3 protein-coding genes are annotated in these 4764 nt (G+C 72.5%); 2 read left to right on the top strand and 1 reads right to left on the bottom strand.

The features are described from left to right. Nucleotides 1–524: MFS transporter (locus ETD85_RS60285; RefSeq protein ID WP_138698765.1), on the bottom strand; the 524-nt coding region annotated here is incomplete at its 3' end. Between the two features lie 194 nt (nucleotides 525–718). Here ETD85_RS60285 and ETD85_RS60280 point away from each other — a divergent pair. Both ETD85_RS60280 and ETD85_RS60275 read left to right on the top strand, forming a co-directional pair. After that, entirely contained in the window at nucleotides 719–2431 is a 1713-nt protein-coding gene (locus tag ETD85_RS60280; protein ID WP_138698764.1) for a fatty acyl-AMP ligase, read from the top strand. Nucleotides 2432–2438: 7 nt separating this feature from the next. Next, a partial coding sequence (locus ETD85_RS60275) for an MMPL family transporter (RefSeq protein WP_138698763.1) occupies nucleotides 2439–4764 on the top strand: 2326 nt, incomplete at its 3' end.

Raw genomic sequence — 4764 nt, 5'->3', positions numbered from 1 at the left:
CAGCCCCCGCCGAACAGCACCACCGTGCCGCCGCCCAGCACCGCCCCGGCCACCCGCGAGGCGTTCGCGCCCAGGCCGAGCAGCGCGTTGCCGGTCTGCAGCCGGTCGAGCGGCACGACCTCGGGGATGATCCCCGTCAGCGCCGGGAACGTGATGGCCGTGGCCAGCCCGCTCAGCGCCGCCGCCGCGCTCAGCGCGGGCAGCGGGGTCCAGCCGGTGAGCAGCATGGCCGCCAGCGCGAAGAAGCCCGCCGCCATCACGAACTCGCCCGCCATCATCACCCGCTGCCGCGGCAGCCGGTCCGCGATCACGCCGCCGGCCAGCATGAACACGATCATGGGCAGCGACTCGGCGGTGAGCACGACGGACAGGGTGGTGGCGTTCGCCCCGGGCAGGCCGAGAATGCCGAACGCCAGGGCCACGGGGGCGAACGCGCTGCCCAGGACGGAGATGGTGCGGGCGGTGAGCAGCAGGGTGAAACGACGGTCCTTGAGTAGCCCGAGGTCACGGCTGAAACTGTGCACGGGCAGGAACCTCCAGAAAACGGTCGAAGCCGACCTATTCTGCCGTTCTTCTCAACCCTTGTCGTCCCAATATTTCATCCGGACTTGTCACGTCGCTAACAAGACCGGTTGAGGAATGTGCAGGGGTTTGGCAAGAATCGCTCCTTCTTCTCCCGTAATTTGCTAGGTCCCTGCTGTCGGCGAGGGGACCAGGCATGCGCGACACGCTGATCGCCCAGGTGGCGAGGTGGGCCCGGGAGACGCCGGGCGCGCCCGCTTACACGTTCGTGGACCATCTCGGGGACGGCTCGCGCCGGACGCTCACCTGGCGGCAGGCCGACCTCAAGGCCAGGGCCCTGGCCGTCCGGCTGCGCGAGCTGGCCGGGCCGGGCGACCGCGCGGCCGTGCTCGCGCCCCAAGGGCTGGACTACGTGGTGGCGATGCTCGGCACGATGTACGCCAGGCTCGTCGCGGTGCCGCTGTTCGCGCCCGGCCTGCCCGGGCACGCCGAGCGGCTGACCGGGGCGTACGCGGATGCCGACCCGATGATCGTGCTGACCACGACGGCGGCGCTGCCGGGCGTCACGGACTTCCTGGCCGCCGCGCAGGCGCCCAAGCACGTGATCACCGTGGACACGGTCTCCGATCTGCTGGCCGACGAATGCGAGTGGGCGCCCGAGCACGTCCGGCCGGACGACCTGGCCTACCTGCAGTACACCTCCGGCTCCACCCGCGCGCCCGCCGGGGTCGAGATCACGCACGCGAACCTCACAGCCAACGCCGCCCAGCTCTGGGAGGTGTTCGAGGCCAGGCCGGCGACCTCGGTCGCGGTGCTGTGGCTGCCGCTCTTCCACGACATGGGGCTGGTCGCCACGGTCGCGATGCCGATGATGGGCGGGAACCAGGCGGTCTTCATGGATCCGGTGGCGTTCGTCATGAGCCCGGTGCGGTGGCTGCGGCTGCTGTCGGAGTTCGGGGAGGTGTTCACCGGCGGGCCCAACTTCGCCTACGAGTACACCGCCGCGCGGGTCTCCGAGGCGGACAAGGCGGGGCTGGACCTGTCCGGCGTGCGGGTCATGCTGAACGGCGCCGAGCCGGTCAGGCCCGGTGCGATCGCCGCGTTCGATGCCGCCTTCGCCGGGCACGGGCTGCGGCCCGAGGCGCACACCCCGGCGTACGGGCTGGCGGAGGCGACCGTGTTCGTGGCCGCCATGGGCCGGGGCGAGCGGCCCCTGGTGACCGGCTTCGACCGCGACGCGCTGCGGGAGGGGCACGCGGTGCCGCACACGGGGAGGGGCGCGCGCAGCCTGCTCGTCTCCTGCGGCCGGCCGCACGGCCAGCACGTACGCGTGGCCGGCGAGGACGGGCGGGCGCTGCCGGACGGCGAGGTGGGAGAGATCCGGGTGCAGGGGCCGAACGTGGCCCGCGCCTACTGGCGGGACCCGGCGCGCAGCGCGGAGGTGTTCGGCGCGGTGCTGGACGGCGTGGACGGGACCTGGCTGCGGACCGGTGACCTCGGCGTGCTCCACGACGGCCACCTCTACATCACCGGGCGGATCAAGGACCTGATCATCGTGGACGGCCGCAACCACTACCCGCAGGACGTCGAGGCCACCGTGCAGGAGGCGCATCGGGCGGTGCGGCGGGACCGCGTGGCGGCGTTCGCGGTGCCGGGGGAGGAGACGGAGCGGCTCGTGGTGGTGGCCGAGTGCTCGCGCGACTTTCTCCAACGGGGTGTGGAGGCGGACGGGGAGGAGGTGGCGCGCGCGGTGCGGGTTGCCGTACGGAAATATCACGACTTATCCGTGCACGATTTCGTGCTGACCGAGCCCGGGGCCGTGCCGAGGACGTCGAGCGGGAAGATCGCCCGCCGGGCCTGCCTGCGGGCCTACCTCGAAGGCGCCCTGACCCGGGCCGAGGCCGGCTGAGACCCCCTTGTTCGAGTCCGCGGGCCGCCTCGTCTATCGCGCCAGATGGACGCTGCTGGTGCTGAGCCTGGCGGCGGCCGTCCTCGTCGCGCCGCTGGGAATGGAGCTGTTCGGGCGGATGGCGGACGGCGGCTTCGAGGCCCCGCGCGCCGACTCGACGACCGCCGCGCGCTGGAACGACGAATGGTACGGCGGCGACGCCCCCGACGTGGTCGTCCTCTACCGGCATCCGGCGGTCAAGGCACGGGACCCGCGTTACAAGAAGGCCGTGCACGACTCGCTGCGCGGGCTGCCCCGCGCGTACGTGCGCAGGATCGTCACGTACTGGACCAGCGGCTCCAAGGAGATGGTGTCCGAGGACGGGCACTCGACGTACGCGCTGGTCACGCTGAAGGGCGGCCCGCAGGCCAAGCAGGACGGCTACGCGGCGATCGCGGACCGGCTCGAACGCGTCGAGAACCTCCAGGTGGAGGTCGGCGGGTCGGTGCCGCTGCTCAAAGAGCTCAACGACCAGACCGGCGCGGACCTGGCCAGGGCCGAGGCCATCTCCATGCCGGTGCTGCTGGTGCTGCTCGTGGTGGTGTTCGGGAGCCTGGTGGCGGCCGGGCTGCCGCTGATCGTCGGGCTGTTCTCGGTGCTCGGCGCGCTGGTGCTGCTGCGGCTGCTCACCGAGGTCACCGAGGTCTCCGTCTTCTCGCTGAACGTCGTCACCATGCTCGGCCTCGGCCTGTCCATCGACTACTCGCTGTTCGTGCTCAAGGCGTTCAGGGAGGAGATCAGGCGCGGGGCCACCAACGAGCAGGCCGTGGTCGCGACGATGGCCACGGCCGGGCGGACCGTGGCCTTCTCCGGGCTCACGGTCGCGACGGCGCTGCTCGGACTGCTGCTGTTCCCGCAGATGTTCCTGCGCTCGATCGGGCTCGGGGCGGCGGCCGTGGTGCTGGTCGCGATGGGGGCCGCGCTGGTGGTGCTGCCCGCCGTGCTGGGCATTCTCGGGCGGCGGGTGGACGCGCTGCGGATCACGCCCGACTTCGGGCGCGGCGGCGGCCGGGGGGACGGCGGGCTGTGGCACGCCGTCGCGTCGAGCGTGATGCGGCGGCCCGTGGCGTATCTGATCGTGGTCACGGTGGTGCTGGTGTCGCTGGCGGTGCCGTTCCTGCACGTCAAGTTCGGGAACGTGGACCACAGGGTGCTGCCGGCCGCCTCCGAGAGCCGTGGCGTCGCCGAGACCCTGGACCGCGACTTCGCCAGGAACTCCATGTCGCCGATCGACGTCCACGTCCTGGTCGAACGCTCCTTCACCGAGCGACCCGCGCTCCCCGGGCCGCTCGGGCAGGGCCACCAGCCCATCAGCGCCGTCACGACCGTGACGCCCGCCGACGTCAAGCCCCTCGTGGGCCGGCTGGAGCGGCTGCCCCACGTCACGGGGGTCGATGTGCGGGGGCTGTCGCAGGAGAACGGCGCGGTGCGGCTCTCGGTCCGCTACGACGTCGAGCCCATGTCGGACGCGGCCCAGGAGCTGGTCACGCTGATCAGGTCGATGGCTCCGGAGCCGAACGTGCGGCGGGTGGTGGTCGGCGGGCCGACGGCGGCGCAGATGGACCTGCTGGACAGCCTCCTCGCCACCCTGCCGTGGATGGCGCTGGTGGTCTGCTCGGTCACGGGGGTGCTGCTGTTCGCCGCCTTCGGCTCGCTCGTGCTGCCCGTCAAGGCGCTGCTGATGAACGTGCTGTCCATCGGGGCGTCGTTCGGGGTGATCGTGTGGGCCTTCCAGGACGGGCACCTGGCCTCCGTCCTGGACTTCACCTCCACGGGGTCGATCGAGGCGACCGTGACGGTGCTGATCCTGGCGGTGGTGTTCGGGCTGTCCATGGACTACGAGCTGTTCCTGCTGTCGCGGGTGCGGGCCGAGTGGCTGCGTACGGGGGACAACACGGCGGCGGTGGCGGCGGGGCTGCAGCAGACCGGCGGGGTGATCACCAGCGCGGCGCTGCTGCTCCTGGTGGTCATCGGGGCCTTCTCCACGGCCGGGATCACGATCGTGAAGCTGCTCGGGGTGGGGATGTTCGTGGCGATCGTGGTGGACGCCACGCTGGTGCGGGCGCTGCTGGTGCCCGCGACGATGCGGTTGATGGGCGGGGTGAACTGGTGGCTGCCCGGGCCGCTGCGCCGCTTCCACGCCCGGATCGAGCTCCGCGAGCCCCCCACCGCGCCGCCCGGCCGGCCGGCTTCCGCGCCGCCCGCCCGAGCGGTGATCTCCCCCGGCGGAGGCGGGACGGCGGGACGGGGGGCCGGCGCCGGCCGGCGTCCTCCCGAGGTGCGCGGTCCCGCGC

This window comes from Nonomuraea zeae, assembly GCF_005889725.1.
Taxonomy (GTDB): domain Bacteria; phylum Actinomycetota; class Actinomycetes; order Streptosporangiales; family Streptosporangiaceae; genus Nonomuraea; species Nonomuraea zeae.
Note: the sequence above shows the minus strand (reverse complement) of the source record. Positions and strands in the feature narration are given on the sequence as shown.

Bases quoted from the DNA above. Each gene is read 5' to 3' on its own strand.
- ETD85_RS60280 (WP_138698764.1), top strand. From the start codon at position 719: ATGCGCGACACGCTGATCGCCCAGGTGGCGAGGTGGGCCCGGGAGACG.